Here is a 25151-nt window from a genome sequence, read left to right as displayed (position 1 = left end):
AGCGGCCCTTTTTCTATGCGCTGACGTTGGAGCAGGGCAGGGACCGGCCAGGGACCGGCCAGGGGCCGGAGGCCGTCTTGCAAAAGCTCCAGTGGAGCTTTTGAGGCTGCAGGGAGCATCAGTTCCGGGTGCGATGTTAATCGCGCCCGCCCGTTTTGCCGGAGGCAAACCTTTGGCTTGATGCTGGCCGGGCGCGGCCCGAACGCGGCGCGTGCGGGCAGGCGTTTACTTTACCGGTTTTTAGGCGGACAAAGCGAAGTTGCTAAAGGTTGCGTGACCTCTTTCACATTACTATCTTTGGCAGAGCTTCTGAGCTTCCCCAGCTGTTGGCGCAGTTTGGTAAGCGCTTCAACACCATTCTAGCACTGTTGCTATTGCAACCTTTTCCTTACTCCTGTGCCGGAGATTTTAGCAGCATGAACATTAGTCAATTAACTTCCGAGCAATGCGAATACCTTGATTCATGCCTTTCAATCTATCATCGGCTTGTGCAGACAGACGCAGCACCTGATGAGCATTCCTTGCAGGCAATATTCGAATGGTGCCGGTCGCAGGACTGGACCGGGGAAGAAATCAATGAGAAACCGCAAGCCCTTGCACTTGCCGCGGGCTTCGGTGATCTGCTTTGCCGCCAATTTTCGCTGAAGTGGGTATGGTGCGAGGATGAGGAAGTAAGCGACCTAGCCCTTCAAGTGGAGGAAAGTGAAGCTGTGATTTGGCCATTTGCCATGGTCATAAGGCGATTGCTCGAAGCGGATGATACCAGCGTGCCTGCTATGGTTGGGGGGATTGAGGTCGCGTTGCGAAACCTGCCGGAAGTGCTAGGTAAGCAATAGGTTATTGCTTGTCAGTTGAGCCGAACGTGTCATGGAGTTTCACTAGCTGAAGCTGTTGCTTTGCTCTCCTGAACAGATTTCTAACATTCTTAAACAAACCCCAAACCCGCCGCCCGCTCCAAACGCAACGGTTTCGGTGCGAAACCCCTTGCCACACTGCCCTTTCAGGCGTATAGGGCGCGAGTTCGCCAAGTGCGAATAGGGCGGGATGATTCCCGCCTTTTGGGTTCGATGAGGGGTTGCGGTGGTCGCAGGCCCTCCTCTCAACCCCAACGCCTGAATAAAAGGCTGTACGATGCAAAGCCAAAACATCCGTATCCGGCTGAAGGCATTTGACTATCGCGTGCTGGATGCGTCCACGCAAGAGATCGTCAACACTGCCAAGCGGACCGGCGCGCAAGTGCGCGGCCCGATCCCGATGCCGAACAAGATCGAGAAATTCACTGTTCTGCGTGGCCCCCACGTCGACAAGAAATCCCGCGACCAGTTCGAGATCCGCACCCACAAGCGCCTTCTCGACATCGTCGACCCGACCCCGCAGACCGTGGACGCGCTGATGAAGCTCGACCTGGCTGCCGGCGTTGACGTCGAAATCAAGCTGCAGTCGTAAGATCGGAGGGTATAGATTATGCGTTCCGGTATTATCGCTAAAAAAGTGGGCATGACCCGCCTGTTCCTGGAAGACGGCAAGCAGATCCCTGTGACCGTTCTGTCCCTGGACGGCCTGCAGGTTGTTGCTCAGCGCACCGAAGAAAAAGACGGCTACACCGCTGTTCAGCTGGGTGCAGGCTCTGCCAAGGCAAAGCGCACCTCGCAAGCCATGCGCGGCCACTTCGCCGCTGCCAAGGTTGAGCCCAAGCGCAAGCTGGCTGAATTCCGCGTTCCCGCGGACGGCCTGATCGAAGTCGGCGCCGAGATCTCGGCCGAACACTTCCTGGCCGGCCAGAAAGTGGACGTGACCGGCACCTCGATCGGTAAAGGCTTTGCAGGTGCCATGAAGCGTCACAACTTCGGCGGTCTGCGCGCTTCGCACGGTGTGTCGATCTCGCACCGTTCGCACGGTTCGACCGGTCAGTGTCAGGACCCCGGCCGTGTCTTCAAAGGCAAGAAAATGGCCGGCCACATGGGTGCTGCCCGTGTGACCACCCAGAACCTGGAAGTGGTGAAAACCGACGCCGAGCGCGGCCTGGTCTTCATCAAGGGCGCCGTACCGGGCCCGAAATCCGGCTGGGTTACCGTCAAGGACGCCGTGAAGAAGAAAGCCCCCGAGGGCCTGCCCTTCCCGGCCGCTCTGAAAACTGCGGAAGCTCCCGCGGAAGGTGGTGAAGCATGAAACTTGACGTGATCAAACTGGACGGCGGCAAATCGGGCGACATCGAACTGTCCGAAGACCTGTTCGGCCTGGAGCCGCGTGCGGACATCCTGCACCGCGTGGTCCGCTGGCAGCGCAACAACGCGCAGGCCGGCACCCACAAGGTGAAGACCCGCTCCGAGACCTCCTACTCGACCAAGAAGATCTACCGCCAGAAGGGCACCGGCGGCGCACGCCACGGCGACCGCAACGCGCCGATCTTCCGCAAGGGTGGTATCTACAAGGGTCCGACCCCGCGTTCGCACGGCCACGAGCTGACCAAGAAGTTCCGCAAACTGGGCCTGCGCCACGCGCTGTCCGCAAAGGCGAAAGCCGGCGAACTGGTCATCATCGAGGACGCAGCAGCTGAGGGCAAGACCGCCGCTCTGGCCAAACAGGTGAAGAACCTGGGCTGGAAACGCGCTCTGGTCATCGACGGCGCTTCGGTCAACGAAGGCTTCCTGCAAGCGTCGCGCAACATCGAAGGTCTGGACATCCTGCCGACCATCGGTGCCAACGTCTATGACATCCTGAAGCGTGACACCCTGGTGATCACCAAAGCAGGTGTCGAAGCACTGGAGGCTCGCCTGAAATGAGCGCGAAAGCAGCACACTACGACGTGATCCGCAAGCCGATCATCACCGAGAAATCCACCATGGCGTCCGAGAACGGCGCAGTGGTCTTCGAAGTGGCAATCGACTCCAACAAGCCGATGATCAAAGAAGCTGTTGAGGCTCTCTTTGGCGTCAAGGTGAAAGCGGTCAACACCACCGTCACCAAGGGCAAGGTCAAGCGTTTCCGCGGCCAGCTGGGCAAGCGTAAAGACGTGAAAAAAGCCTATGTGACCCTGGAAGAAGGCAACACCATCGACGTGTCCACCGGACTCTGAGATCTGCTTTTTTAAGAAGATTGAGAGGCCCTCGCGCAAGCGGGGGCCTTTTGCGTACGCGCTGGGTGATTGGGCATGGCGGAGTCCTTCGGGGCAGCATATCCCAAGATTTAGCGGCTGATGGTTAAGATCCGCGAAGCCTTGCGTGCGGTTGGGGCGCAACACTCATCAAAGTGCTGCCCTGTAATCTGGCTCCCAGGCGCGCAATCAAGGCCGCAGGCCGCCGCGCCAGCGTCATGCTGAAAGCATGCCTCTGGCATGACCCGCCCCCATGGGGCGGCGCTACTTGGCTGAGGGTGCGGGTGTCGATGAGGCCGTATGGATTTGGCCGGGATAAACTGCCAAACGCCACGTTGAAAGCGCCACCCCGCGGGACGGCGCTGGCACGGCAATCGTCACTTGCCTTATTGATGAGAATTGTTTCTCTGGTCGCAGCTTGATGTTGGACCCTGGAGTTTTTGATTTGATTTTCTTATCCGACATTCCAACTATCTATGCAGTCAAGGCCAAAGTGGATGAGCCTGCTGTATTGAATTTCCTGCACCTCCCTCACCAAAGGCTTGATATGGAAGTTCGAGCCGAAGAAAACAGTGAGTTAAACGTCGAGTTGAGGTATCGCTATGAACTCGGCAGTATGCAGCGATCGAATTGGTCAGATTGGCGGGTGGCTGGAAATTTCCGCCAATCTCCAAAGTTCTGCTGGGGGCCGGGCAAAAGGAAGCTCATGGAGAGGCACCCGCGGCGTGTTCTTTCGGAGTATAAGCTTTTTCTGAAGAGAGCTTTGTCTCTCAAATTTCGTCGCGTGTCTCCGCTTGTTGTCGTCGTGGATATCGGGTGCTCTGCAAAAGGGGCGAGGCAAGCGGTAGCGACCCGTCTTTGGTTAAAGGCTAGGCATGAGATTTACAGTGCGCGCCTGGATACGTGGAGGAGTGAACGGCCGCCGGTCCAATTGCCAAAATGCAGTGTGCTTGATAACTGGCGCACAGGTCGCCAGAACTTCCCCTGTTAATTATCCAAACGGTCGGAGGGATGATCTCTTGCAGCGGTTTTGAAGTTAGTCTCGGCTGGTTGTTCGTGCCGCGATGCCTTTGGCAAATTTGCTTGGAGAAATTTTAAGATGAGAAAGCTGAAGTCGGCACTGCTTTGTTCTTTGATCTGTGCCTTGAGTGCGTGTGGTGCAACCACCTCCGGTACAGTGGGGCGGTCCGTGGTCATTGGTGGGGCAAATGTCACTTGGAAGGATTTTCAAAAGCTCTCTGGACAGGAGTTTGATACTCTCTCTTTTGCGCCGGGTGAGAGTGTGTACCTGTTCACAGCGTTTACAGGAGCTAGTGTCGATTTGGGGGGCGGAAAAAGTGCCTCTTCGCTGTCAGACTGTGTTCGGCACTCCTCATCTTATGCTGCAACAGTGCCTGTGGTGAACCACGGGAAACTCAACGCTTGCAAAGCTCGGCTCGCAGCCGCCAAAGAGCAAAGGAACCAGCGGAGTTTTCCAGAATTTCTTTCCTTAGCTGAACGAGCAGTAGCGCAAGAGGGAAGCTGTAGCTGGGAAGGTTATGATCGCTCATTTGATCAAGGTGTACGCGCATTGACGTCTGTCGCGCGATTTGACGACGAAGGGCTTTTCTTCGCCAAAATGAGATGTGCCAGTTAGCCAATCGGGACAGCTAGTGACAGTGGAATGCTTGGACTCTCGTTTTGGGGCAAAGGAGCCGAAGCCACTAGACTCCCCCATACACCTCTGCTACACGCCATCCATCCTGAAGGCCCCGGATTCGCTCCGGGGTCGTTACGTTTGTCAGGATGTGTGAACTCGGGGACCTTCGGGGCCCTACATCAGGCACCTACGGGGGCCTTAAACATAGCGGGCCCAAAGACAATAACCTAAGGGTCTGCACGCTAAACGGAAGACAGAAAGCATGGCACTTAAGTCGTATAAGCCGACGACGCCGGGCCAGCGTGGGCTGGTTCTGATCGACCGTTCGGAGCTTTGGAAAGGGCGTCCGGTCAAGTCTCTCACTGAGGGTCTGACCAAATCGGGCGGCCGGAACAACACCGGACGGATTACTTCCCGCCGCCGCGGCGGCGGCGCAAAGCGTCTCTACCGGATCGTTGACTTCAAACGGAATAAATTTGATGTCGCCGCAACCGTCGAGCGCATCGAATATGACCCCAACCGTACTGCCTTCATCGCGCTGGTGAAGTATGACGACGGCGAGCAGGCCTACATCCTGGCTCCGCAGCGTCTGGCAGTCGGCGATCAGGTCATCGCCTCCGCAAAGGCAGACATCAAGCCGGGCAACGCAATGCCGTTCTCGGGCATGCCGATCGGTACCATCGTCCACAACATCGAGATGAAACCGGGCAAAGGCGGCCAGATCGCCCGCGCAGCCGGCACCTATGCTCAGTTTGTTGGCCGTGACGGCGGTTACGCTCAGATCCGCCTGTCCTCGGGCGAACTGCGCCTGGTGCGTCAGGAATGCATGGCCACCGTTGGTGCCGTGTCGAACCCCGACAACTCGAACCAGAACTTTGGTAAGGCCGGCCGCATGCGCCACAAGGGCAAGCGCCCGTCTGTGCGTGGTGTGGTTATGAACCCGATCGACCACCCGCACGGTGGTGGTGAAGGCCGTACCTCCGGTGGCCGCCACCCGGTGACCCCCTGGGGCAAGCCGACCAAAGGCAAGCGCACCCGCAACACCAACAAAGCGTCGCAGAAGCTTATCATCCGCTCGCGCCACGCTAAGAAGAAGGGGCGCTAATCTATGGCACGCTCTGTTTGGAAGGGTCCTTTCGTTGATGCTTACGTCCTGAAGAAGGCCGAAGCAGCACGTGAATCGGGCCGCAATGAAGTGATCAAGATCTGGTCGCGCCGTTCCACCATCCTGCCGCAGTTCGTCGGCCTGACCTTTGGTGTCTACAACGGCAAGAAGCACATCCCAGTCAACGTCTCGGAAGACATGATCGGTCAGAAGTTCGGTGAGTACTCGCCGACCCGCACCTATTATGGCCATGCCGCTGACAAAAAAGCGAAGCGGAAGTAAGTCATGGGCAAGGAAAAGAACCCCCGCCGCGTGGCAGACAACGAAGCAATGGCAAAACTGCGCATGCTCCGTACCTCCCCGCAGAAACTGAACCTGGTGGCTCAGATGATCCGCGGCAAGAAAGTCGAGAAGGCCCTGACCGACCTGACTTTCTCCAACAAGCGGATCGCGCAGGACGTGAAGAAATGCCTTCAGTCCGCCATCGCGAATGCTGAAAACAACCACAACCTGGACGTCGATGAACTGATCGTCGCCGAGGCATGGGTTGGCAAGAACCTGACCATGAAGCGCGGCCGTCCGCGTGCCCGTGGCCGGTTCGGCAAAATCCTGAAGCCGTTCGCGGAGATCACCATCAAGGTGCGTCAAGTTGAGGAGCAAGCCTAATGGGTCAGAAAGTCAATCCGATCGGCATGCGCCTGCAGGTGAACCGCACCTGGGACAGCCGCTGGTACGCCGACACCAAAGACTACGGTGATCTGCTGCTCGAGGACCTGAAAATCCGCGAGTTCATCCAGAAAGAATGCAAGCAGGCAGGCGTTGCGCGCGTGATCATCGAGCGCCCGCACAAGAAATGCCGTGTGACCATTCACACCGCCCGTCCGGGCGTCATCATCGGCAAGAAAGGCGCGGACATCGAAGTCCTGCGCAAGAAAATCGCCAAGATGACCGACTCCGAGCTGCACCTCAACATCGTTGAAGTGCGCAAGCCGGAACTGGACGCGCAGCTGGTTGGCGAGAGCATTGCTCAGCAGCTGGAACGCCGTGTGTCCTTCCGCCGCGCCATGAAGCGTGCGGTTCAGAACGCCATGCGCATGGGTGCCCTGGGCATCCGCGTGAACGTTGCCGGCCGTCTGGGCGGCGCGGAAATCGCGCGTACCGAGTGGTACCGTGAAGGCCGCGTGCCGCTGCACACCCTGCGTGCAGACATCGATTACGCTCACTCCGAAGCGATGACCCCCTACGGGATCATCGGGATCAAGGTCTGGATCTTCAAAGGCGAGATCATGGAGCACGATCCTTCGGCGCGTGACCGTAAGGCTCAGGAAATCCAGGACGGCCCGGCACCCCGTGGTGCTGGCGGCGGCCGCCGCTAAGGAGGAATTGAGATGCTTCAGCCAAAGCGCACTAAATTCCGCAAGATGCACAAGGGCCGGATCCACGGCCTGGCAAAAGGCGGTTCCGACCTGAACTTCGGCACCTATGGCCTGAAGGCAACCACCCCTGAGCGTGTGACTGCACGCCAGATCGAGGCTGCCCGCCGTGCCATGACCCGCCACATGAAGCGCCAGGGCCGTGTTTGGATCCGTATCTTCCCGGACACTCCGGTGACCTCGAAGCCGACCGAAGTCCGTATGGGTAAAGGTAAAGGCTCCGTGGACTACTGGGCAGCCAAGGTTAAGCCTGGCCGCGTGATGTTCGAGATCGACGGCGTCAGCGATGAAATCGCCCGCGAGGCCCTGCGCCTGGCCGCGATGAAGCTGCCGGTCAAGACCCGCGTCGTGGTCCGCGAAGACTGGTAATCCCGGTCTTCAGAAAGAACATTGGAAGCCCCCGCCGGGAGACCGGCGGGGGCTTTTCTTTTTGGGCTGTTCCCAGAGGCGGCACTTGCGCGGCTGGACGCGGCGGCCAGCAGGATCATGCCAGGTTTCCTGGACGGTCAGGTCGCTGGAGGCTGTCGAACGCGCCGGTGGCGCCCTCCGCCGGCTTCGCTCTTTTCCGTTGGGGCGGTAGAATCGGGTGCTAGGGACGGCTAGGGCTTCCTGGTCAATGCGGTTCCCGAAGCGGTGGCAAACTGCTTCGCATTTTAGCGGGTCATCTTTTTCTAACCATTTGTTCACTGTTTGTTTCAATGCTGGGCACCAGGTCCGTGCCGCCGCCGCTTGTGTTTGAAAGGGAGCAACGGCTCCGGTCCGGCCAGTCTTGTTGTGTTTTCTTGTGATTGGAGTGCCCAGTGATACGTGTAATGGTTCCCGCTGCCTTGCTTGCTGCCTTGTCCGCCTGCGGTGGGGCGGGAGGTGGTCCGAATTTTCAATCCGGAGCCTATGCGCTTGAGACCGGCCAGCAGGCAGCGCCCGGGATGGTGAAAAGCTTCCTGCCGCAGGAAAACGTGTCCCGCAGCGGCAATGCGGTGCATTGGGTCACGCCAAACGGCTGCGCCTATTCGCGCACCCAGGCGCCCGGGCGGGCTCCGGTCTGGTACTTGATTCAGAACCCGCATCACCTGGGAATGCCCAAGGCTCACCTCGACTGCGCGATGACGGTCCCGCCTGTCTAAGGGGCTGGCTTTGCAGCCCCTGGGCTCGCAGGTTGCGGCCTGGGAAGCTGCAGGCCTTCTGAGACGTGCCGCAGCCAAAGTGCGATCCGGCAGTGCAGCCATGCCGACGGGTCAACGCCCGGGGCAGGTGGGGCGGCGGTGCCGGGCACTGGAGGTGAGGCTCGAACCCCAGGGGGGCAATGGCTAGGCAGACGCAAAGCCGTTTGGGCGGTATTCCGGTTGCCGGAGGGCGATTTCACAGTCGCAAAGAGCCCAGGATTGCTTTAGACCGCGCAGCTATGGCCCAGATTGACTCGCTCTTCGTGACCCGCCTCTACCGCGCGCAGCTGTCCGAACACGGACCTTCGGTTGACGCGCAGGAACTGGAAAACTCCTGCCTTGTGATCGCCGGCGACGACGACGCGGGGCAGGACTGGTGCGAGGAGAACGGCTACCCGGGGTATACCTCCTATGCCTCGCTGACCGATCTGCCCTGGCGGTTCCCGATTTTTGCCGATGTGGTGAAATCGCTGGATCTGCATGTGGCGGCTTTTGCCAAGGATCTGGAGCTGGATCTGGACGGGCGCAAGCTGGTGCTGGAGGATCTGTGGATCAACATCCTGCCCGAGGGCGGCACCCACGCCAGCCACATCCACCCGCATTCGGTTATTTCCGGCACCACCTATGTGTCGATGCCCGATGGCGCCTCGGCGCTGAAACTGGAAGACCCGCGCCACGCGATGATGATGGCGCACCCGCCGCGTCAGAAGGACTGCCGCCAGGAGCTGCGGACCTTTGTCTACCAGTCGCCCGCAGTGGGCGATGTGCTGCTGTGGGAAAGCTTCATCCGCCACGAGGTGCCGCTGAACATGGCCGAGGAAGAGCGGATCTCAGTGAGCTTCAATTACAAGTGGGAGTGAGCAGGTACCCTGGAAACACCCCGGGGGAGCGTTTCGCCTGCGAACGGGCGGAGCCCCAAAAGGCCGTTCCCTTTACCACGTCCCCTGCATGATGCAGTCCAGCCCGTCTGTTGCCAGATGCCACAGGGCACCCAGTGCCAGCGCGCGGATCTTCCAGTTCGGAACCAGCAGTGCGGCGGCATAGGCGGCTGCAGCAAGCCCTGAATGCAGCGGGTGAAAACCGATGCTGCAGCGGTTGGGTTCGAATATGGGCGTCGCCAGCAGGTGGTCTGCGTCAATCAAATTCGCCAGGATCATCAGACCTGCGGCGGCCAGCCAGCGCTGGTGGCCGAACAGGGCGCGCGCGATGGCGAAGGGCGCGAGGAAGTGAAAGCCGTAGTGGATAACGGGCGGGAGCAAGGGGTAGAGCGCGATCATCATCTCTGCCGGGGTCCGAATTTTGGTAAAATGGCTCCGGTTCTATGGGCTGCACTGATGCCGGGTGCAACGGATCAGGGTCGAATTTGGCTGCCCAATCTTGCGGGGAAACTTCATCCCCTATGAGGTGCTGCTGGCAATGGCCGAAGAGGTGTAGACACCGGTGTGTTTCAATTTTGAGTGGGAGTAAGGGATTTTTAGTGATCGACACCGGGTTTGCTGGATAAATCGAACTCCAGCACAGCAAATGCGATCGAGGATGTGAACAGCACTGTGGCTGCACCCAGGCAAACCAGTGCTGAAAGGTAACTAAAGTTCATGGTTCTTGATCTCAGGTTTTCAATAGGGCCGTCCCGGGCCCATCTGGGAGCCAAGCTTTCAAACAAAAGGGCGCTTGCTATTGCGGCGCAAGCAAAAAACCATGCAATGAAAAGCAAGTTCCAGAAAAGGGAGTTGGCCGCATAGCTGGGCAATTGAAACATTATTTTCAATGTGGCGGGGATCGCGTTGATCAATAATGCTACAGAAATGACTTGTGTCGTAAGCCGGCAGCGAAACTCGGCTAGTTTGAGGCGGTCTTCGAACGATGTCTTCTCGTAGTCGCTCATTTTCATTCTTTGATCGCGGCGGCGGGTCTTCCGGCTTGCTACTTTGACCGAGGGAAGCAGCCGAGGATTGAAGATGCTGCCGGGACTACACTAACACGATAGCTGTTGCCGTCCAAACTCCCCCCTTGCCCCTGCACCCCTTCTCCTCTATAGGGACCCATCGCTTGGACCCAATCCGCTTTGGATCAGGGCCAAGTGATTCTTTTTTGCCGCGCTTCTCCGGCGCGGTTGACATAACCCACCAGGTAACAAGGTGACCCTCGGGGCCTTCTGGTGCTTTGGACAAGGAACAAAGGCGATGAACGCCAATGATCTGCGCGAGAAGACCGTGGATGAACTCCGCGATATGCTCGCATCCCTGAAAAAAGAGAGCTTCAACCTGCGCTTTCAGCAGGCAACCGGTCAGCTGGAATCGACCGCAGGCATCAAGGCGGCCCGCCGCAATGCTGCACGCGTCAAGACCATCCTGAACGAAAAAGCTGCAGCAGCAGCCGAATAAGGAGCGACACAATGCCCAAACGTATCCTGCAAGGCGTTGTGACCAGCGACGCAAACGCCCAGACCGTAACCGTCTCGGTTGAACGCCGCTTCACGCACCCGGTTCTGAAGAAAACCATCCGTAAGTCCAAGAAATACCGGGCTCACGATGAAAAGAACGCTTTCAAGGTCGGCGATTCCGTACGCATCATCGAATGCGCGCCGAAATCGAAAACGAAACGCTGGGAAGTTCTGGAAGCCTAAGAGTCTCATCTGAGACTCCTGGCGGCTAGGCTGAAAAGCAAAGTCGAAACCCTGGGGGATCACAGCACGCATCGCTGCCCCATAGGTCGGGAGAAACCACATGATCCAGATGCAAACAAATCTGGATGTTGCTGACAACTCCGGCGCCCGCCGAGTTCAGTGCATCAAGGTTCTGGGTGGCTCCAAGCGTAAATACGCTTCCGTTGGCGACATCATCGTCGTCTCGGTTAAAGAAGCCATCCCGCGCGGCCGCGTGAAAAAAGGCGACGTCCGTAAGGCCGTTGTCGTGCGCACCGCCAAAGAAGTCCGCCGCGAAGACGGCACTGCAATCCGTTTTGACCGGAACGCAGCCGTCATCCTGAACAACAACAACGAGCCGGTCGGTACCCGTATCTTTGGCCCGGTTGTTCGTGAACTGCGCGCGAAGAACTTCATGAAGATCATCTCGCTGGCTCCGGAGGTGCTGTAATCATGGCTGCGAAACTCCGTAAAGGCGACAAGGTCATCGTGCTGGCAGGCCGTGACAAGGGCAAAGAAGGCACCATCGCCTCTGTTGACCCGAAGGCCGGCAAAGCTGTTGTTGACGGCGTGAACATGGCAATCCGCCACACCCGCCAGTCGCAGAACGAACAGGGCGGCCGTCTGCCCAAGGCACTGCCGATCGACCTGTCGAACCTGGCTCTGCTGGACTCCAACGGCAAAGCAACCCGCGTCGGCTTCCGCGAGGAAGACGGCAAGAAGGTGCGCTTCGCCAAGACCACCGGGGAGACTGTCTGATGCTTGACGCTGCAACCTACACCCCGCGCCTGAAGACCCTCTACAAGGAGACCATCCGCGGCTCCCTGAAAGAGGAATTCGGCTACAAGAACGATATGATGATCCCCAAGCTGGAGAAGATCGTTCTGAACATCGGCTGCGGCCGCGCTGCTGTCAAAGACAGCAAGAAAGCCAAATCCGCACAGGCCGACCTGACCGCGATTGCGGGCCAGAAGGCTGTCACCACCGTGGCAAAGAACTCCATCGCCGGCTTCCGCGTTCGCGAAGGCATGCCGATGGGCGCCAAGGTGACCCTGCGCGGCGACCGGATGTTCGAATTCCTGGACCGTCTGATCACCATCGCGATGCCGCGTATCCGTGACTTCCGCGGCGTGTCCGGCACCTCTTTCGACGGCCGCGGCAACTATGCCATGGGTCTGAAAGAGCACATCGTGTTCCCGGAAATCGACTTTGACAAGATCGACGAAGCCTGGGGCATGGACATCGTAATTGCCACCACCGCACAAACCGACGCGGAAGCTAAGGCGCTGTTGAAAGCTTTCAACATGCCCTTCAACAGCTGATCGCGGGAAGGAAGAGACCATGGCTAAGAAAAGCATGATCGAACGCGAGAAGAAGCGCGAGCGCCTGGTGGCAAAATACGCCGCAAAGCGCGCCGAGCTGAAAGAAATCGCAAACGACGAATCCCGTCCGATGGAAGAGCGCTTCAAGGCGCGTCTGAAGCTGGCGAAACTGCCGCGCAACTCGGCTCCGAGCCGTTTGCACAACCGCTGCCAGCTGACCGGCCGTCCCCACGCTTACTACCGTAAGCTGAAGGTCAGCCGTATTGCGCTGCGCGAGCTGGGTTCTGCTGGTCAGATCCCCGGCCTGGTGAAATCGAGCTGGTAAGGGAGAGACTGATATGAACGATCCTATCGGCGATATGCTCACCCGTATCCGTAACTCTCAGATGCGCGGCAAGTCCACCGTCATGACCCCGGCTTCCAAGCTGCGGGCATGGGTTCTGGACGTGCTGGCGGACGAGGGCTACATCCGCGGTTATGAGAAGATGACTGGTGAAAATGGCCACCCGGCGATTGAAATCAGCCTGAAATACTTCGACGGCGAACCTGTCATTCGCGAGCTCAAGCGGGTCTCCAAGCCCGGCCGCCGCGTTTACATGGGCGTCAATGACATCCCGTCGGTCCGCCAGGGCCTGGGCGTGTCGATTGTCTCCACCCCCAAGGGTGTGATGTCGGACGCAAACGCACGCGCAGCCAACGTCGGCGGCGAAGTGCTTTGCACCGTCTTCTAAGGGAGGCTGATTGATGTCCCGTATTGGTAAGAAACCGGTCGAACTGCCCAGCGGTGTCACCGCGAGCGTTTCCGGCCAGACCGTCGAAGTGAAAGGCCCGAAAGGCGCCCGCACCTTCACCGCCACTGATGACGTGACCCTGACCGTTGAAGACAACGTTGTTAAGGTCGAGCCGCGCGGCAAGTCCAAGCGTGCCCGTCAGCAGTGGGGCATGTCCCGCACCCAGGTTGCAAACCTGGTGACCGGCGTGACCCAAGGCTTCAAGAAGGAGCTGGAAATCCAGGGTGTGGGTTACCGCGCTCAGATGCAGGGCAACACCCTGAAGCTGAACCTGGGCTACAGCCACGACGTCGACTTCACCGCGCCTGAAGGTATCACCATCACCGCACCGAAGCAGACTGAAATCGTTGTGGAAGGCATCGACCAGCAGCAGGTGGGCGAAGTCGCGGCGAAAATCCGCGAATGGCGCCGTCCGGAGCCCTACAAGGGCAAAGGCATCCGCTACAAGGGCGAGTTCATCTTCCGCAAGGAAGGCAAGAAGAAGTAAGGACCAGCAAAATGGCAAACAGCAAACGTACCCTGTTTCTGAAGCGCCGGCTGCGCGTCCGGAACAAGCTTCGCAAAGTGAACGCAGGCCGTCCGCGTCTGTCCGTGCACCGTTCGAACAAGAACATCTCTGTTCAGCTGATCGACGACCTGCGCGGCGTGACCGTGGCCTCCGCTTCGACCCTGGAAAAAGATCTGGGCGTTGTTGGCAAGAACAACGTCGAAGCAGCGACCAAAGTTGGTGCTCTGATCGCCGAGCGCGCGAAAGCGGCTGGCGTGACCGAGGCCTACTTCGACCGCGGCGGCTTCCTGTTCCACGGCAAGGTGAAGGCTCTGGCCGACGCTGCGCGTGAAGGCGGCCTGAAGATCTAATCTCTTGCGGGCGGTCTTCTCTAGACCGCCCCGATGATCCGGGAGGCCGGGCTTCGGCCCGGTTCTCACCAAGGATTGAGAAAACAGGCGCCTAGCGCCCTATGAAAGGAATGCCTGATGGCAGAACGTGAAAACCGCCGCGGCCCCCGCCGCGAGCGTGAAGAGGCACCGGAGTTTGCAGATCGCCTGGTCGCGATCAACCGCGTGTCGAAAACCGTAAAAGGCGGTAAGCGCTTTGGCTTCGCAGCCCTGGTTGTTGTTGGCGACCAGAAAGGCCGCGTGGGCTTTGGCAAGGGCAAGGCGAAAGAAGTGCCCGAGGCGATCCGCAAGGCGACCGAGCAGGCCAAGCGTCAGATGGTCCGCGTGCCGCTGAAAGAGGGCCGCACCCTGCACCACGACATCAACGGCCGTCACGGCGCTGGTAAAGTGGTCATGCGCACCGCTCCGGAAGGTACCGGTATCATCGCAGGCGGTCCGATGCGCGCAGTCTTCGAAATGCTGGGCGTCAAAGACGTCGTTTCGAAGTCGATCGGCTCGCAGAACCCCTACAACATGATCCGCGCCACCATCAACGGCCTGACCAAAGAGCAGAGCCCGCGTTCGGTTGCACAGCGCCGCGGCAAAAAGGTTGCTGACATCCTGCCCAAGCGGGACGAAGCGCCGGCAGCTGCCGAAGCTGAAGCGTAAGGAGTAGAGAGACATGGCAAAAACCATCGTCGTCAAGCAGATCGGCTCCCCGATCCGCCGCCCCGCCAAACAGCGCGCGACCCTGGTCGGCCTGGGCCTGAACAAGATGCACAAGACCCGTGAGCTGGAGGACACTCCTTCGGTCCGCGGCATGGTCAACTCGATCCCGCACCTGGTTCAGATCGTCGAAGAGCGCGACTAAGCCTCTTTGATGCAGACTTTGGAAAACGCCTCCGGGAAACCGGGGGCGTTTTTCGTTTGCGGCGGCTTTTGTGCGGGGCAGGCGGCGGGGCGGGCAGGGCGGTTAACCGGCTGGCAAGACCCCTTGCACCTTTTGCATAGCGGGCAGTCCGAACCGTCAGTTGTTGGAATCAGCCCTGCATCCTATCTCAGTCCTGTCACAGAACGGACCGTAAGACAGACCGCCGGGAATAGGCCCGGCCCCCCGAGACAAGGAACTTAACGATGGCACATGTACTCTCCGCTTCCGCCGGCCTCCCGCTGACCGCCCGCATCCGCTCCGCTTTCGAAGGCGTGATCGACTCCTGGATGAAGGCCCGCGAATTCCAGCGCACCTACAACGAACTTGACGCGCTTTCCGATCACGAGCTCTCGGACATCGGTGTCCGCCGCAGCGATATCGCCGACATCGCGCGCCTGCACGTCTACGGCTAAGAATTCCCTTTTCCCGGGCGCTCCTCTCCTCCTCCTCCTTCGCGCCTGGGCCAAGACGCTCCTGCCATCCGGCGGGAGCGTTTTCTTTTGCGCCAAGGTCAAGTTTTCTCACGCAAATGTGCTATGCGGCAGCTGCATAGCCGCCAGACCAAAGCGTCCGTTGCCGCGCCCGGCCGCGGTGCCTATCTCCCCCGCGTTACAAAACTGTCACAAGAAACACTCCGGCCGGGAATTGGCCCGGCCCAACTGATAGGAAACGCAAGAGATGGCATATTCGACCCTGTCCGCCCCCGCCTCATCCAGCCTGACCGCCCGCCTGCGCAGCCTGGCCGCGAGCCTGATCCAGGGCTGGAAACTGCGCCGCGAATACAAGCGCACCGTGACCGAGCTGCGCGGCCTTTCCGCCCGCGAGCTGGCCGACATCGGCCTGGACCGCAGCAGCATCCGCGGCACCGCCCGCGAGAACGTCTACGGCCGCTGAGAGATTTCAGGATCCGGAGCCTCCTCCCTCCCTCGGTCCCGGACCAGATGCACCCCTGCCCAACGGCGGGGGTGTTTTGCGTTTCTGCGGATGAAATTGAATTCTAAGACCGCCTTTGCCCGGCCGCAGGCCGGGCAGCGCCCGCCCCTCCCCGCGGGAGGGCGCTTACGCACCCACCCAGGGTCAGGCGCTGCCCTTTGAGGAAGTCAGCATCGTGGCAGAGGAGGGCTGGATCACCCGTTGCCCACCCAGCGCACGCCCCGCCCACGCAGAATTTACCCGGGCCTGCCAGACTGAAGCGTGATCATGATCACCTGCCGGGCCTGACAGCCCGGCACCTGGAACAGGGCTCCGGTCTGGCACCCGGAGCGCGCAAGGCTTGAGCTTTCTGCATGGGGCTGCGCCCCATCCCATCTCCACCCCGGCGGCGCCGCCACCCTTTAACGGCCAGCCAGAGACGGACCGGACAGCACCAGAGACTGCACGCGCAGCAACCGGCAGGGCAGAGGCCTTGGCGGTCTTGAGGCTTGAGAATTACGCTCTGTGCCGCTTGCGGCACGGGAGACGCCTGGCCAGTTCAAGTTTGGAGCGTTCCTTGGGCTGGATGCTGCCCGCAGGGCTTGATCCCATCCCTCAACAGGTCTATAGGCACCCGGTGGCCATCCGGGCCACGGAATCACCAAACAAGAAACGCCGCGGTTGGCCCATCACGCTTCGGGGGCCACATCCGGCAAGGAGAAGCGACATGAAACTTCACGAACTGCGCGACAACGCTGGCGCCGCCAAGAAACGCACCCGTGTGGGCCGCGGCCCGGGCTCGGGCAAAGGTAAAATGGGCGGCCGTGGTATCAAAGGCCAGAAATCCCGCTCGGGCGTGGCCATCAACGGCTACGAAGGCGGCCAGATGCCGCTGTACCAGCGTCTGCCCAAGCGCGGCTTCAACAAGCCGAACCGCAAGGCATACGCAGTTGTGAACCTGGGCCTGATCCAGAAGTTCATCGACGCAGGCAAGCTGGACGCAGCAAACATCACCGAAGATTCGCTGGTGGCTTCCGGCCTGGTGCGCCGCAAGCTGGACGGCGTCCGCGTTCTGGCCAAAGGCGAAATCACCGCCAAAGCCACCATCTCGGTCACCGGCGCATCGGCAGCTGCCGTTGAAGCCGTTGCGAAAGCTGGCGGCGCTCTGACTGTGGCAACTGCAGCCGCCGCAGAGTAACGGCTTGTGAGCGGCGCCAATGCCGCTTACATAGTCTTCGAGTTTTCCTAAGACGCCGCCCGAGCCGGAAAACGGTTCCGGGCGGCGTTTGCGCTAAAGAAGAGACCTTTTCATGGTATCAGCAGCAGAACAAATGGCGGCGAACACCAGCTGGGCAGCCCTTGGCAAAGCCACGGATCTGCGCAACCGCATCCTGTTCACCATCGGCCTTTTGATTGTCTACCGCCTGGGCACCTTCATTCCGGTTCCGGGAATCGACGCAGAAGCCCTGCGCCAGTTCATGGAGCAGGCGGGCCAGGGCATCGGCGGCATGGTGTCGATGTTCACCGGCGGCGCGCTTGGCCGGATGGGGATTTTTGCCCTGGGCATCATGCCCTATATTTCCGCCTCGATTATTGTTCAGCTTCTGACTTCGATGGTGCCCTCGCTTGAGCAGCTCAAGAAAGAGGGCGAGCAGGGCCGCAAGAAGATCAACCAGTACACCCGCTACGGCACCGTGGCACTGGCCACCGCGCAGGCCTACGGCCTGGCCGTGTCGCTGGAGCAGGGCGATCTGGCCACCGATCCGGGCATGTATTTCCGCATGGCCTGCATGATCACACTCGTCGGCGGCACCATGTTCCTGATGTGGCTGGGCGAGCAGATCACACAGCGCGGCGTCGGCAACGGCATTTCGCTGATCATCTTCGTCGGCATCATTGCCGAGGTACCGGCAGCGATTGCCCAGTTCTTTGCCTCCGGCCGCTCCGGCGCAATCAGCCCGGCCGTGATCATCGGCGTGATCGTCATGGTCGTCGCGGTGATCATGTTTGTGGTCTTCATGGAGCGCGCGCTGCGCAAGATCCACATCCAGTACCCGCGCCGCCAGGTCGGCATGAAGGTCTATGACGGCGGCTCCTCGCATCTGCCGGTCAAGGTGAACCCGGCAGGCGTGATCCCGGCGATCTTTGCCTCCTCGCTCCTGCTGCTGCCGACCACCATTTCGGCGTTCTCCTCGGGTGCGGCCACCGGTCCGGTGATGTCCTGGCTCTTGGCGAACTTCGGCCCCGGCCAGCCGCTGTACCTTCTGTTCTTCGTGGCGATGATCGTGTTCTTTGCCTACTTCTACACCTTCAACGTCTCCTTCAAACCGGAAGACGTTGCCAACAACCTGAAGAACCAGAACGGCTTTGTTCCCGGCATCCGCCCGGGCAAGAAAACCGCCGAATACATCGAGTATGTTGTGAACCGTATCCTGGTTCTGGGTTCCGGCTATCTGGCGCTGGTCTGCCTGCTGCCGGAAGTCCTCCGCGGCCAATTCGCCATCCCGGTATATTTTGGCGGCACGTCCGTTCTGATTGTGGTATCGGTGACCATGGACACCATTCAGCAGGTGCAAAGCCACCTCCTCGCGCATCAGTATGAGGGCCTTATCGAGAAGAGCCAGCTGCGCGGGCGCAACAAGAAACGGACAAAACGGGGACCCTCTCGCCGATGACCAATATTATTCTGCTGGGCCCGCCGGGCGCAGGCAAAGGAACGCAAGCCAGCCACCTGGTGGAATCCCGCAACATGACCCAGCTGTCCACCGGCGACATGCTGCGCGAAGCCCAGACCTCCGGCACCGAAATGGGCAAGAAGGTCGCGGCGATCATGGCCGAAGGCAAGCTGGTCACCGACCAGATCGTGATCGGCCTGATCCGCGAGAAGCTGCAGGAAGGCTCCGAAGGCGGGTTCATCTTCGACGGCTTCCCGCGCACCCTGCCGCAGGCGGATGCGCTGGCCAAGCTGCTGGACGAGATGGGGCTCAAGCTGAATACGGTCATCGAGATGCAGGTCGATGACGAGGTGCTGGTCGAGCGCGTCGTCAACCGCGCCGCCGAAGCCAAGGCCGCAGGCAAGCCCGTACGGGCCGATGACACCGCGGACGCCATGCGCACCCGGCTGATGGAGTACTATAAGAAGACCTCGCCGCTGATCGGCTACTACTATGCCAAGGGCAACCTGCAGCGGATCGACGGCATGGACACCATCGACGAAGTCCGCAAGTCGATCGACTGGATCATGGGCAGCTAAGCGCAAGACTGCTATCGAAATTCAGGGCCTGTGCAGTGACTGCGCAGGCCCTTTTCTTTTCCCGGCCGGCTAGGCTGCCGTCCTTGAAAACCGCTTTCCCGGCCTGGGGTGAGACGCGTTGGCGCGAGGGCGGCAGGGGCCGGTGTCACAAATCGTGTGTTTACCGCACATGTTAAAGTTTCTAACCTCGTTAACATGTTACTACTGACTGCCCGCACGATTGATGACTGTTCTTTGATTTTTGATTGCATCAAGCGGGCCGCATTTGTTGTTCCTAGCGAGTATTGAGGAACAATTTTGCTGCAAGCGTTCTCCAAGTCCCTCAGCCCTCACCCGTTTACGCATTTGATTGGGCGTTCTTTTGCGGTTTTGCTCATTGGCCTGGCTATCAAGAACCTTGCCTTTGGGGCAATCGACCAGGCGCTGGTGAATCTCGCCCTCCTGCTTGCACTTGCTGTAAGTGCCAAGGTGGGAACCAGGCAAACGCGATGGCGTGTTTCCATTCCGGTGATCATGAGCCTGGCAGCATTCGGGATCCTGTACAGCATCTACGGATCCGGAAGCGCGGCAGCACTGTGGTGTTTCCCGGCGATCGTAACGGCCTACTTCGTGTCATCACCGAAGGATGCTATGATCTATTGCGCCATGCTGACGTCTTTGGCGACGGCAATGATCTGCTGCTCCGGGGATTTCTATTTCGGCAGCCATCTGGCGGTGAGCCTGGCGCTGACGTTTGCCTTTACCGGCTTTGCGGTTCATTTCATTGGCCAGCTTCAGCAGCAGCTTTTGGACTCAAGCTACAGAGACCCGCTGACGAATTGCTTCAACAGAAGATATCTCGGAAAGGCGACCGAACTGGAGGACGTCAATTCCGCGCAAGCCGCGTGCCTGCTTCTGTTTGATGTGGACAACTTCAAGCAAGTGAATGACACCCTTGGGCATGATTGCGGCGATCAGGTGCTGATCGAAGTTGCGGGCGTGCTGAGCCGGGAGAAGAGGGCGGAGGACCTGCTGTTCCGGATCGGAGGCGAAGAATTCGCTGTCATTTTGCCCGGCGTGGAGCTTGCTGAAGGGCGGGCAGTAGCTGAGCGCATGCGGCTGGCTGTTGCGGCGGCCAGTTACCCGGAGGATTGGGGCGTCACGGTGAGTGCAGGGGTTGCAGGCTTTGATCCGGCTCAGGGACTGGCTGAGGCGATGCGGCAGGCAGACAGCCTGTTGTATCAGGCAAAGGATGCGGGCAGAAATCAGGTCTGCTGGCCTGGCGGGGGCAATCCTGCGGCCTGTGCTGAGTGAGCACCCGCGCCGCGCAAAACCGCCAATATGCCAGCGCAGCACGCAATGTGGCTTGACCCCGGCTGAATTTGCAAATACCCAGCCCCATCCCTTCTGGGAATGATTCCCGGCGGCAGGATTCGTCCGTCCGCCAAACTACCTCGAAATGCTGGACCCTCTGGCCACACTGCCACGGTCAAGTGTTGTGAAAAAAGGTTCCGGAGCTACGGAACCGCAACGAAAAGGAAAGTGACACGTGGCACGTATTGCCGGCGTTAACATCCCGACTGCAAAGCGGGTTCCCATCGCCCTCACCTACATCACCGGTATCGGCAACACCTCGGCGAAAGCCATCTGCGAGGCTGTTGGCATCGACGCAACCCGTCGTGTGAACGAACTGTCCGACGCTGAAGTTCTGGCCGTGCGCGAGCACATCGACGCCAACTACACCGTCGAAGGCGACCTGCGCCGTGAAGTGACCATGAACATCAAGCGCCTGATGGACCTGGGCTGCTACCGTGGCCTGCGCCACCGCCGCAACCTGCCGGTCCGCGGTCAGCGCACCCACACCAACGCCCGCACCCGCAAGGGCCCGGCGAAGCCGATCGCCGGCAAGAAGAAGTAAGGGGGGCTTGATCAATGGCACGCGATAAAACCCGCATTAAGCGCAAAGAGCGTAAGAACATTGCTTCTGGCGTTGCGCATGTGAACTCGTCGTTCAACAACACCAAAATCCTGATCTCCGATGTGCAGGGCAACGCGATCTCCTGGTCGTCCGCCGGCACCATGGGCTTCAAAGGCTCCCGGAAATCCACTCCTTACGCGGCTCAGATGGCTGCTGAGGATGCGGGCAAGAAAGCCCAGGATCACGGTGTGAAGACCCTGGAAGTCGAAGTTCAGGGCCCCGGTTCGGGCCGTGAATCGGCTCTGCGCGCTCTGGCCGCAATCGGTTTCAACATCACTTCGATCCGTGATGTGACCCCGATCGCGCACAACGGCTGCCGTCCGCCGAAGCGCCGCCGCGTCTAATTCGCATTTTTTGCTGGGGCCCCGCTTGATTCGCAGGGCCCCAGTGCGTCATTTAAACCTCGGGCGTCCTTGGCCTTCTGGACATGGGGCAAGGACAGGAATGGAGGGAACGCATGATCCATAAGAACTGGGCAGAGCTGATCAAGCCGGCACAGCTGGAAGTGAAGCCTGGCAATGACCCGGCACGGCAGGCAACCGTCGTGGCAGAGCCGCTGGAACGCGGTTTCGGCCTCACCCTGGGCAACGCGCTGCGCCGCGTCCTGATGAGCTCGCTGCAAGGCGCTGCCATCACCAGCGTGCAGATCGACAACGTGCTGCATGAATTCTCCAGCGTTGCCGGTGTGCGTGAAGACGTCACCGACATCATCCTGAACCTCAAGGGCGTGTCCCTGCGCATGGAAGTCGAAGGCCCCAAGCGCCTGTCGATCAATGCCAAAGGCCCGGCCGTTGTCACCGCTGGCGACATTGCTGAAACCGCAGGCATCGAGGTTCTGAACCGCGATCACGTGATCTGCCACCTGGACGATGGCGCCGACCTGTTCATGGAGCTGACCGTGAACACCGGCAAAGGCTATGTCTCGGCAGAGAAGAACAAGCCGGAAGACGCGCCTATCGGCCTGATCCCGATCGACGCGATCTACTCGCCGGTCAAAAAGGTCTCCTATGACGTTCAGCCGACCCGTGAGGGCCAGGTTCTGGACTATGACAAGCTGACCATGAAGGTGGAAACCGACGGCTCCATCACCCCTGATGATGCCGTGGCTTTTGCTGCCCGCATCCTGCAGGATCAGCTGTCGATCTTCGTCAACTTCGACGAGCCGGAATCGGCTGGCCGCCAGGACGAGGACGACGGTCTCGAGTTCAACCCGCTTCTGCTGAAGAAAGTGGACGAGCTGGAACTGTCCGTGCGTTCGGCGAACTGCCTGAAGAACGACAACATCGTCTACATCGGCGACCTGATCCAGAAAACCGAAGCAGAGATGCTGCGCACTCCGAACTTCGGCCGCAAGTCGCTGAACGAGATCAAGGAAGTGCTGTCGGGCATGGGCCTGCACCTGGGCATGGACGTCGAGGACTGGCCGCCGGACAACATCGAAGATCTGGCCAAGAAGTTCGAAGACAGCTTCTAAAGGTTTCGAGGAGGGCTCCGGTCCTCCTCTTCAATGCCCGGGACTGCCGGGGACAAAACGGGCTTCCGCCCCAAGGTGAGCAGCTGACACGCATCAGCCGCCTGACAAAGCAAAACGCAATTAAAGGAACTGAAAAATGCGTCACGCACGTGGTTACCGCCGCCTGAACCGTACTCATGAGCACCGTAAAGCCCTGTTCTCGAACATGGCCGGCTCGCTGATCGAGCACGAGCAGATCAAGACCACCCTGCCCAAAGCAAAAGAACTGCGCCCGATCGTTGAAAAACTGATCACCCTGGCAAAACGCGGCGACCTGCACGCCCGCCGTCAGGCAGCTTCCAAGCTGAAAGAGGACAAGGACGTCGCGAAACTGTTCGAGGTTCTGGGCCCGCGCTACAAGGACCGTCAGGGCGGCTACGTCCGTGTCCTGAAGGCCGGCTTCCGTTACGGCGACATGGCTCCGATGGCGATCATCGAGTTCGTCGACCGCGACGTTTCCGCCAAAGGCGCAGCCGACAAGGCCCGCCTGGAAGCAGAAGAAGCAGCTGCAGAAGCTGAAGAATAAGACGCACCGGGCTTTACGGTCCGTTTGTCTGGCCCCCGCTTCGAAAGGAGCGGGGGTTTTTCTTTTTCTCCGGACGGTTGCGGTCTTTTTGAATTCAATTTCCATGCGAAAGGGAATCGTAATTTTCTTCTGCCTTTACTGCCGCAACCAAGAAAGCTCCGGGATAGATGCGATGACAAAGAAGAAGACTTCTGCGGCCAGGCGGTTCTCGCTGGCGAACCTCAGCACCAAGGCGAAAATCGTGTCAGTAGCGCTGTTTCCGCTGCTGCTGGTACTGGGGGTCGGCGTGCTGGCGGTTGTGAACCTCGGGCGCATGCAGCAGTCGGCGCAGGCAGTTGGCCAAACGCAGGAGATCCTGAGTGAATCCCAGGCGCTGGCCGAAGCCGCTTCGGGAATGGAGGCTGGCCTGAGAGGCTACCTGCTGGCGGGCCGGGAAGAGTATCTGGTCCCCTTCGAGGACGGCCAGGCGAGGGTCGCGCAGTCGCTGGCCTCCTTGCGGCAGCTGGCAGCGGACAACCAAGGTATCCTGACGCTGCTGGACGAAGCGGAGCAGACCCTCACGGGCTGGCAGCAGGAAGTGGCGGGCAACGCCATCGAACTGCGCCGCCAGATCGGCGACGCGATGACCATGAACGACATGGCGGATGAGGTCAAAAAGTCCAAGGGCCGCGTTTACTTCGACGAATTCCGGGGCGCGATATCGCGGCTGATCGAGGAGGAGGAAGTGATGCTGGCCGACCGCCGCAATACTTTTACCGCGCTGGTCAACGCCGGGATTGCCGATCCCACCTACCTGGGCGATTCCCTTCAGGCCGTCGAGAAAACCCATATGGTGATCAGCCGGTCCAAAGACCTCCTGGCGGCAGCTGTCGACATGGAGACCGGCATGCGGGGCTTCCTGCTGGCGGGCGACAATGCCTTCCTTGGGCCCTATATGGAAGGCACCAAGCATTTCAACAAGGTGATGGCGGATCTGCGCCTTGCGATGGCGGATGACCTGATGCAGGTGAACCGGCTGAACGAGATGGCAGGCATCATCGACGAATGGCGCAATGAGGTTGTGGTGCCGATGCTGGATCTGCGTCGGGAGATCGGCGACGCGGCAACCATGGACGACATGGCCGACTTTGTGGCTGAGGGCCGCGGCAAGGAGTTTTTCGACAGCTTCCGGGTGACCATGGAGTCGCTGCAGGCGGAAGTCGCAACTGCCATGGCGGCCAGCCAGGCTGCAAATGAAGAGACCGCCTCGCAGACGCGGACCATGATCCCCGCAGCCATTGCCGGCGCCATCCTGATCGGCGCGGTTCTTGCGCTTGTCATCGGCTCGGGCATCGCCAAGGGCATCCGCCGCATCGTGGCTTCGATGCGCGGCCTGGCCGAGGGCAACAATGCGGTTGAGATTAAGGGCCAGGAGCGCGGCGACGAGGTCGGCGACATGGCCCGGGCGCTGGAGAAATTCCGCGACGAGCTGGTCAAGATGCAGGAAGCCGAAAAGCAGAAGGCGGAAAGCAAGGACGCCGAACTGGCCGGAGTGGTGCAGGAGCTGAGCCAGCGCCTGGCGCGGCTGGCCGATGGTGATCTGACGATCCGGATCGAGGAAGAATTCCCGGAGGAGTACCAGCAGCTGCGCAGTGACTTCAACGGCTCAATCGACAATCTCAACTCTGTAGTCCAGCAGGTGATTGGCGCCGCATCAAGCATCCGCAGCGGCTCTTCGGAGATCAGCCAGGCGGCGGACGACCTGTCCCACCGCACCGAAAGCCAGGCGGCGACGCTGGAGCAGACCGCGGCCGCGATTGACGAGCTGACGGCCAGCGTGCGTTCGGCCGCGGAAGGCGCACGCAATGTGGAGAGCACCGTGCAGGAGGCCCGCGAAGAGGCGGCCAACAGCGGCGAAGTGGTGCAAAGCGCGGTGGCGGCGATGAGCGGCATCGAGGAGGGATCCAGCAAGATCTCCCAGATCATCTCGGTGATCGACGACATCGCCTTCCA

The 25151-nt window shown here is 59.9% G+C and carries 36 protein-coding genes; 34 read left to right on the top strand and 2 right to left on the bottom strand.

Translation table 11 applies throughout. The features are described from left to right. Positions 1-269: 269 nt before the first annotated feature. The 12 genes from RA20_RS07105 to RA20_RS07045 all read left to right on the top strand — a co-directional run bounded on the left by RA20_RS07105 (position 270) and on the right by RA20_RS07045 (position 9294). Entirely contained in the window at positions 270-836 is a 567-nt protein-coding gene (locus RA20_RS07105) for a DUF3806 domain-containing protein (RefSeq protein WP_039126003.1), read from the top strand. A gap of 295 nt (positions 837-1131) precedes the next feature. Further along, positions 1132-1446 carry a 30S ribosomal protein S10 gene (gene rpsJ, locus RA20_RS07100; protein ID WP_019298501.1) on the top strand — a complete coding sequence of 105 codons (315 nt, stop codon included), beginning with the start codon at positions 1132-1134 and terminating at the stop codon, positions 1444-1446. Between the two features lie 18 nt (positions 1447-1464). Further along, a complete protein-coding gene (rplC, locus tag RA20_RS07095; protein WP_039125998.1) occupies positions 1465-2169 on the top strand; it encodes a 50S ribosomal protein L3 in 705 nt (234 codons plus the stop codon). Then, positions 2166-2783, top strand: coding sequence for a 50S ribosomal protein L4 (gene rplD, locus RA20_RS07090; protein ID WP_039125996.1), 618 nt, complete (start codon positions 2166-2168; stop codon positions 2781-2783). The genes rplC and rplD overlap by 4 nt, the downstream gene beginning before the upstream one ends. After that, positions 2780-3076 (top strand): 50S ribosomal protein L23, encoded by a 297-nt coding sequence (locus RA20_RS07085; RefSeq protein ID WP_039125994.1) that lies wholly within the window; start codon positions 2780-2782, stop codon positions 3074-3076. Before rplD ends, RA20_RS07085 begins: the two co-directional genes overlap by 4 nt. A gap of 1919 nt (positions 3077-4995) precedes the next feature. Continuing rightward, positions 4996-5838, top strand: coding sequence for a 50S ribosomal protein L2 (gene rplB / locus RA20_RS07075; protein WP_039125990.1), 843 nt, complete (start codon positions 4996-4998; stop codon positions 5836-5838). A 3-nt stretch (positions 5839-5841) separates the two neighbouring features. Beyond that, on the top strand, positions 5842-6120 hold the full coding sequence (gene rpsS, locus RA20_RS07070; protein ID WP_024088539.1) for a 30S ribosomal protein S19: 279 nt from the start codon (positions 5842-5844) through the stop codon (positions 6118-6120). 3 nt (positions 6121-6123) lie between these two features. After that, complete coding sequence (gene rplV / locus RA20_RS07065) at positions 6124-6504, top strand: 50S ribosomal protein L22 (protein WP_008557868.1); 381 nt, start codon at positions 6124-6126, stop codon at positions 6502-6504. After that, positions 6504-7214, top strand: a complete 711-nt coding sequence (rpsC, locus tag RA20_RS07060; RefSeq protein ID WP_039125982.1) for a 30S ribosomal protein S3 — start codon at positions 6504-6506, stop codon at positions 7212-7214. Before rplV ends, rpsC begins: the two co-directional genes overlap by 1 nt. 12 nt (positions 7215-7226) lie before the next feature. Beyond that, positions 7227-7640, top strand: coding sequence for a 50S ribosomal protein L16 (gene rplP, locus RA20_RS07055; protein WP_039125980.1), 414 nt, complete (start codon positions 7227-7229; stop codon positions 7638-7640). Positions 7641-8197: 557 nt separating this feature from the next. Beyond that, positions 8198-8395, top strand: coding sequence for a hypothetical protein (locus RA20_RS07050; protein ID WP_039125978.1), 198 nt, complete (start codon positions 8198-8200; stop codon positions 8393-8395). 278 nt (positions 8396-8673) lie between these two features. Continuing rightward, positions 8674-9294, top strand: a complete 621-nt coding sequence (locus tag RA20_RS07045) for a TIGR02466 family protein (protein WP_039125976.1) — start codon at positions 8674-8676, stop codon at positions 9292-9294. A gap of 72 nt (positions 9295-9366) precedes the next feature. On the opposite strand, the gene RA20_RS07040 is transcribed toward RA20_RS07045, so the two are convergent. Both RA20_RS07040 and RA20_RS07035 read right to left on the bottom strand, forming a co-directional pair. After that, positions 9367-9711, bottom strand: coding sequence for a DUF6122 family protein (locus tag RA20_RS07040; RefSeq protein ID WP_039126007.1), 345 nt, complete (start codon positions 9709-9711; stop codon positions 9367-9369). 197 nt (positions 9712-9908) lie between these two features. After that, positions 9909-10319 carry a hypothetical protein gene (locus RA20_RS07035; RefSeq protein WP_152618453.1) on the bottom strand — a complete coding sequence of 137 codons (411 nt, stop codon included), beginning with the start codon at positions 10317-10319 and terminating at the stop codon, positions 9909-9911. A 298-nt stretch (positions 10320-10617) separates the two neighbouring features. Between RA20_RS07035 and rpmC the strand changes: the two genes are divergently transcribed. The 22 genes from rpmC to RA20_RS06925 all read left to right on the top strand — a co-directional run. Then, entirely contained in the window at positions 10618-10818 is a 201-nt protein-coding gene (gene rpmC / locus RA20_RS07030) for a 50S ribosomal protein L29 (RefSeq protein ID WP_039125973.1), read from the top strand. 11 nt (positions 10819-10829) lie between these two features. After that, positions 10830-11060 carry a 30S ribosomal protein S17 gene (gene rpsQ, locus RA20_RS07025; protein WP_005621877.1) on the top strand — a complete coding sequence of 77 codons (231 nt, stop codon included), beginning with the start codon at positions 10830-10832 and terminating at the stop codon, positions 11058-11060. 100 nt (positions 11061-11160) lie between these two features. After that, positions 11161-11529: a 50S ribosomal protein L14 gene (gene rplN, locus RA20_RS07020; RefSeq protein WP_005621870.1), complete on the top strand. Its 369-nt coding sequence runs from the start codon at positions 11161-11163 to the stop codon at positions 11527-11529. A gap of 2 nt (positions 11530-11531) precedes the next feature. Continuing rightward, positions 11532-11837 carry a 50S ribosomal protein L24 gene (rplX, locus tag RA20_RS07015; RefSeq protein ID WP_039125971.1) on the top strand — a complete coding sequence of 102 codons (306 nt, stop codon included), beginning with the start codon at positions 11532-11534 and terminating at the stop codon, positions 11835-11837. After that, on the top strand, positions 11837-12400 hold the full coding sequence (gene rplE, locus RA20_RS07010) for a 50S ribosomal protein L5 (protein ID WP_039125970.1): 564 nt from the start codon (positions 11837-11839) through the stop codon (positions 12398-12400). Before rplX ends, rplE begins: the two co-directional genes overlap by 1 nt. 19 nt (positions 12401-12419) lie before the next feature. After that, positions 12420-12725 (top strand): 30S ribosomal protein S14, encoded by a 306-nt coding sequence (gene rpsN / locus RA20_RS07005; protein ID WP_039125969.1) that lies wholly within the window; start codon positions 12420-12422, stop codon positions 12723-12725. Positions 12726-12738: 13 nt separating this feature from the next. Next, entirely contained in the window at positions 12739-13131 is a 393-nt protein-coding gene (gene rpsH / locus RA20_RS07000) for a 30S ribosomal protein S8 (protein WP_019297998.1), read from the top strand. A 13-nt stretch (positions 13132-13144) separates the two neighbouring features. Then, positions 13145-13678 (top strand): 50S ribosomal protein L6, encoded by a 534-nt coding sequence (rplF, locus tag RA20_RS06995; protein ID WP_039125968.1) that lies wholly within the window; start codon positions 13145-13147, stop codon positions 13676-13678. Positions 13679-13689: 11 nt separating this feature from the next. Further along, complete coding sequence (gene rplR / locus RA20_RS06990) at positions 13690-14049, top strand: 50S ribosomal protein L18 (RefSeq protein ID WP_039125967.1); 360 nt, start codon at positions 13690-13692, stop codon at positions 14047-14049. Between the two features lie 117 nt (positions 14050-14166). Next, positions 14167-14736 (top strand): 30S ribosomal protein S5, encoded by a 570-nt coding sequence (gene rpsE, locus RA20_RS06985; RefSeq protein WP_039125966.1) that lies wholly within the window; start codon positions 14167-14169, stop codon positions 14734-14736. A 13-nt stretch (positions 14737-14749) separates the two neighbouring features. After that, positions 14750-14938, top strand: coding sequence for a 50S ribosomal protein L30 (gene rpmD / locus RA20_RS06980; RefSeq protein WP_039125965.1), 189 nt, complete (start codon positions 14750-14752; stop codon positions 14936-14938). Between the two features lie 263 nt (positions 14939-15201). Next, positions 15202-15411 (top strand): DUF1127 domain-containing protein, encoded by a 210-nt coding sequence (locus tag RA20_RS06975; RefSeq protein WP_039125964.1) that lies wholly within the window; start codon positions 15202-15204, stop codon positions 15409-15411. Positions 15412-15676: 265 nt separating this feature from the next. Next, complete coding sequence (locus RA20_RS06970; RefSeq protein ID WP_039125963.1) at positions 15677-15892, top strand: DUF1127 domain-containing protein; 216 nt, start codon at positions 15677-15679, stop codon at positions 15890-15892. Positions 15893-16637: 745 nt separating this feature from the next. Further along, the gene (gene rplO, locus RA20_RS06965) at positions 16638-17108 is read left to right on the top strand and encodes a 50S ribosomal protein L15 (RefSeq protein WP_039125962.1); all 471 of its coding nucleotides are present in this window, start codon (positions 16638-16640) and stop codon (positions 17106-17108) included. Between the two features lie 112 nt (positions 17109-17220). Beyond that, positions 17221-18585 (top strand): preprotein translocase subunit SecY, encoded by a 1365-nt coding sequence (gene secY / locus RA20_RS06960; protein ID WP_039125961.1) that lies wholly within the window; start codon positions 17221-17223, stop codon positions 18583-18585. Further along, a complete protein-coding gene (locus tag RA20_RS06955; protein WP_039125960.1) occupies positions 18582-19163 on the top strand; it encodes an adenylate kinase in 582 nt (193 codons plus the stop codon). The genes secY and RA20_RS06955 overlap by 4 nt, the downstream gene beginning before the upstream one ends. 297 nt (positions 19164-19460) lie before the next feature. Beyond that, the gene (locus RA20_RS24570; RefSeq protein WP_052248867.1) at positions 19461-20456 is read left to right on the top strand and encodes a GGDEF domain-containing protein; all 996 of its coding nucleotides are present in this window, start codon (positions 19461-19463) and stop codon (positions 20454-20456) included. Positions 20457-20691: 235 nt separating this feature from the next. After that, on the top strand, positions 20692-21060 hold the full coding sequence (gene rpsM / locus RA20_RS06945; RefSeq protein WP_019298012.1) for a 30S ribosomal protein S13: 369 nt from the start codon (positions 20692-20694) through the stop codon (positions 21058-21060). 14 nt (positions 21061-21074) lie between these two features. After that, positions 21075-21464 carry a 30S ribosomal protein S11 gene (gene rpsK, locus RA20_RS06940; protein ID WP_008560534.1) on the top strand — a complete coding sequence of 130 codons (390 nt, stop codon included), beginning with the start codon at positions 21075-21077 and terminating at the stop codon, positions 21462-21464. Positions 21465-21577: 113 nt separating this feature from the next. After that, positions 21578-22594: a DNA-directed RNA polymerase subunit alpha gene (locus RA20_RS06935; RefSeq protein ID WP_039125959.1), complete on the top strand. Its 1017-nt coding sequence runs from the start codon at positions 21578-21580 to the stop codon at positions 22592-22594. Positions 22595-22730: 136 nt separating this feature from the next. After that, complete coding sequence (gene rplQ / locus RA20_RS06930) at positions 22731-23159, top strand: 50S ribosomal protein L17 (protein WP_039125958.1); 429 nt, start codon at positions 22731-22733, stop codon at positions 23157-23159. 172 nt (positions 23160-23331) lie between these two features. Continuing rightward, positions 23332-25151 (top strand): CHASE3 domain-containing protein (locus tag RA20_RS06925; RefSeq protein ID WP_039125957.1); only part of this gene is annotated, 1820 nt, incomplete at its 3' end.

It is taken from the genome of Leisingera sp. ANG-Vp (genome assembly GCF_000813725.1).
Lineage (GTDB): Bacteria > Pseudomonadota > Alphaproteobacteria > Rhodobacterales > Rhodobacteraceae > Leisingera.
This window is presented reverse-complemented; position numbering and strand designations above follow the sequence as displayed.

Bases quoted from the DNA above. Each gene is read 5' to 3' on its own strand.
- rpsJ (WP_019298501.1), top strand. From the start codon at position 1,132: ATGCAAAGCCAAAACATCCGTATCCGGCTGAAGGCATTTGACTATCGC.
- rplC (WP_039125998.1), top strand. From the start codon at position 1,465: ATGCGTTCCGGTATTATCGCTAAAAAAGTGGGCATGACCCGCCTGTTC.
- rplD (WP_039125996.1), top strand. From the start codon at position 2,166: ATGAAACTTGACGTGATCAAACTGGACGGCGGCAAATCGGGCGACATC.
- RA20_RS07085 (WP_039125994.1), top strand. From the start codon at position 2,780: ATGAGCGCGAAAGCAGCACACTACGACGTGATCCGCAAGCCGATCATC.
- rplB (WP_039125990.1), top strand. From the start codon at position 4,996: ATGGCACTTAAGTCGTATAAGCCGACGACGCCGGGCCAGCGTGGGCTG.
- rpsS (WP_024088539.1), top strand. From the start codon at position 5,842: ATGGCACGCTCTGTTTGGAAGGGTCCTTTCGTTGATGCTTACGTCCTG.
- rplV (WP_008557868.1), top strand. From the start codon at position 6,124: ATGGGCAAGGAAAAGAACCCCCGCCGCGTGGCAGACAACGAAGCAATG.
- rpsC (WP_039125982.1), top strand. From the start codon at position 6,504: ATGGGTCAGAAAGTCAATCCGATCGGCATGCGCCTGCAGGTGAACCGC.
- rplP (WP_039125980.1), top strand. From the start codon at position 7,227: ATGCTTCAGCCAAAGCGCACTAAATTCCGCAAGATGCACAAGGGCCGG.
- RA20_RS07050 (WP_039125978.1), top strand. From the start codon at position 8,198: ATGGTGAAAAGCTTCCTGCCGCAGGAAAACGTGTCCCGCAGCGGCAAT.
- RA20_RS07045 (WP_039125976.1), top strand. From the start codon at position 8,674: ATGGCCCAGATTGACTCGCTCTTCGTGACCCGCCTCTACCGCGCGCAG.
- RA20_RS07040 (WP_039126007.1), bottom strand. From the start codon at position 9,711: ATGATCGCGCTCTACCCCTTGCTCCCGCCCGTTATCCACTACGGCTTT.
- RA20_RS07035 (WP_152618453.1), bottom strand. From the start codon at position 10,319: ATGAGCGACTACGAGAAGACATCGTTCGAAGACCGCCTCAAACTAGCC.
- rpmC (WP_039125973.1), top strand. From the start codon at position 10,618: ATGAACGCCAATGATCTGCGCGAGAAGACCGTGGATGAACTCCGCGAT.
- rpsQ (WP_005621877.1), top strand. From the start codon at position 10,830: ATGCCCAAACGTATCCTGCAAGGCGTTGTGACCAGCGACGCAAACGCC.
- rplN (WP_005621870.1), top strand. From the start codon at position 11,161: ATGATCCAGATGCAAACAAATCTGGATGTTGCTGACAACTCCGGCGCC.
- rplX (WP_039125971.1), top strand. From the start codon at position 11,532: ATGGCTGCGAAACTCCGTAAAGGCGACAAGGTCATCGTGCTGGCAGGC.
- rplE (WP_039125970.1), top strand. From the start codon at position 11,837: ATGCTTGACGCTGCAACCTACACCCCGCGCCTGAAGACCCTCTACAAG.
- rpsN (WP_039125969.1), top strand. From the start codon at position 12,420: ATGGCTAAGAAAAGCATGATCGAACGCGAGAAGAAGCGCGAGCGCCTG.
- rpsH (WP_019297998.1), top strand. From the start codon at position 12,739: ATGAACGATCCTATCGGCGATATGCTCACCCGTATCCGTAACTCTCAG.
- rplF (WP_039125968.1), top strand. From the start codon at position 13,145: ATGTCCCGTATTGGTAAGAAACCGGTCGAACTGCCCAGCGGTGTCACC.
- rplR (WP_039125967.1), top strand. From the start codon at position 13,690: ATGGCAAACAGCAAACGTACCCTGTTTCTGAAGCGCCGGCTGCGCGTC.
- rpsE (WP_039125966.1), top strand. From the start codon at position 14,167: ATGGCAGAACGTGAAAACCGCCGCGGCCCCCGCCGCGAGCGTGAAGAG.
- rpmD (WP_039125965.1), top strand. From the start codon at position 14,750: ATGGCAAAAACCATCGTCGTCAAGCAGATCGGCTCCCCGATCCGCCGC.
- RA20_RS06975 (WP_039125964.1), top strand. From the start codon at position 15,202: ATGGCACATGTACTCTCCGCTTCCGCCGGCCTCCCGCTGACCGCCCGC.
- RA20_RS06970 (WP_039125963.1), top strand. From the start codon at position 15,677: ATGGCATATTCGACCCTGTCCGCCCCCGCCTCATCCAGCCTGACCGCC.
- rplO (WP_039125962.1), top strand. From the start codon at position 16,638: ATGAAACTTCACGAACTGCGCGACAACGCTGGCGCCGCCAAGAAACGC.
- secY (WP_039125961.1), top strand. From the start codon at position 17,221: ATGGTATCAGCAGCAGAACAAATGGCGGCGAACACCAGCTGGGCAGCC.
- RA20_RS06955 (WP_039125960.1), top strand. From the start codon at position 18,582: ATGACCAATATTATTCTGCTGGGCCCGCCGGGCGCAGGCAAAGGAACG.
- rpsK (WP_008560534.1), top strand. From the start codon at position 21,075: ATGGCACGCGATAAAACCCGCATTAAGCGCAAAGAGCGTAAGAACATT.
- RA20_RS06935 (WP_039125959.1), top strand. From the start codon at position 21,578: ATGATCCATAAGAACTGGGCAGAGCTGATCAAGCCGGCACAGCTGGAA.
- rplQ (WP_039125958.1), top strand. From the start codon at position 22,731: ATGCGTCACGCACGTGGTTACCGCCGCCTGAACCGTACTCATGAGCAC.